At 66.1% G+C, this 1792-nt stretch carries 1 protein-coding gene; it reads right to left on the bottom strand.

Translation table 11 applies throughout. The features are described from left to right. On the bottom strand, window positions 1-1705 hold a 1705-nt coding region (locus tag MUO23_05580; protein MCJ7512424.1), incomplete at its 3' end, for a hypothetical protein. Window positions 1706-1792 lie beyond the last annotated feature (87 nt).

Below are 1792 nucleotides of genomic sequence, written 5' to 3' on the forward strand. Positions count from 1 at the left end.
AGTTCAGAGAATCGGTCACCACCTGGGCGAAGCGGTGGGCTTCCAGGTCGCGGCGGAACTGCTCCAGATAGCCCGGGTTCCTCGACATCGCCATCTCCATCAACTGGACCTTCTCGTAGGGCTCGACGAGCGGAAGGTCGATCTCCCCGAACGTGAGCAGATGTCGCTGGGTCAGGAACAGCACAGGGCCTTCCCCGGCGGAGGACTCAAGCCGGGTCCGCAGCTCCGACAGCGCCATCTGCCCGGCAGCGGCATCCGGGCGCTCAAGCACCTGCCCGTTCGCCATGGCAATGGCCGCCGGAATCGCGAGCACCAGCCCGATCAAGGCACTGCGCAGCGCGATGGGCTTGGCTCCCTCGCCCTCCGCCGCCCGCCAGCGCCCCCACAGGCTTCCGCCAACCACCAGCGACAACAACAGGAAGGCGTCCAGGTTGTGCAGGTCGCCGCCGCCTCCGATCTTCACGCTGACGATCAATCCCCCCAGCAGTAGGACCGTCAGGATGCCTCCCAGCAGCACGAGCCGGTACGGATCGCGCAACACAGCCTGTCGGGCGGAACCCAGGAGCAACAAGGCGACCGGGAGACTGGCAATGGCGATGCCGGGCAGGATCCCGAGCGGATAGGTTGGATTCGGAAGCAGGCGGTACCAGAGCAGGTCGGAGGAGAAGCTGGAGGCAAACTGATCCAGGCTGTTGCCGGACAGCTGGGCATAGACCGCGCCGGCGAGAACCGCGGTCAGGCTCCCCAGCGTTACCCAAATGACCGGCCAACGCCAGTCGCGCAACGACCAACCCCGCCCCTCTCCGGTCGGGCTTTCCAGCGCGAGCAAAGCGGAGGCCAGCAAGCCCGGGACCGGAACCCAATTGACCCGGCTCAACCCCGCCCAGATTGAGCCAACGACCACCAGCGCCAGGTTGCGCCACGGCCGATCCCACCGGAACCCCAGCAGCAGCGGCAGGACGCCCAACGCCAGGTGATAGTAAACCGGGCCTTGGAAGAGAAAGAGGAAAGCCCAACCGGAGAACAAGATGAAGCGCCAGGATATCTTCCCGGCCCAGCGGCGGGCCAGGGCTCCGGCCACAGCCGCGGTCATACCGATCCACAGCAGCCCTTGCCACAACCGGTGTGCCCAGATCGGGAGGTCGCCAACAAAGAACGGCACCGCCAGCAGCAGGTATCGGCTGGGATGGAGGACTGGCCAGGCGGTCTTCAGGCCATACACCGCCTGGGAATCGAACAGTGACGCATAGTAGTAGCGGCTGGCTTCGGACCAGCCCATCGAGAACGGGGTAGTCGAGATCGCAGGCACAAAGGCGGCGACTTTCCAGACAACCGCAGGCCCGATGAGCGCCATCGCCAGCGTGGCCTCGCTCCTCAGTCCCGGGAAGGCTGCGGCCAACAGCAGCGCCTCGAGAACAACGACGCAGGCGTAGACCAGGCCTCGGGCACAGCCGGGTTGATAGTCCTCGAAAGTCAGCAAGGCGGCTGTCATCGCCAGCGGCAGCAGACCGGCAGCAATGCCTGCCAGCCATCGGCAGCTTCCCATCTGGCCTTCCCGGGCTGTCTCTGCTCCCAGGGTCGACGGCTTGCGCATCCGCAGAAGCACCCAAGCGGCCAGCAGAGCGAGGGCGATGACAACCGCCATCACTCCCAGGGCAACTAGTGGGATCGAGAGGCTCCTCAGTCCGCCGGCGTGTCTGACCATGCAGCCCAACAGACCCGCCAATGCAACGGTCGCCAGCAGGGCGGCCCCAGACCTGACCCGATCCCCCCGGTCCGACGGTTGGGCGAA

It is taken from the genome of Anaerolineales bacterium, from assembly GCA_022866145.1.
GTDB lineage: Bacteria > Chloroflexota > Anaerolineae > Anaerolineales > E44-bin32 > PFL42.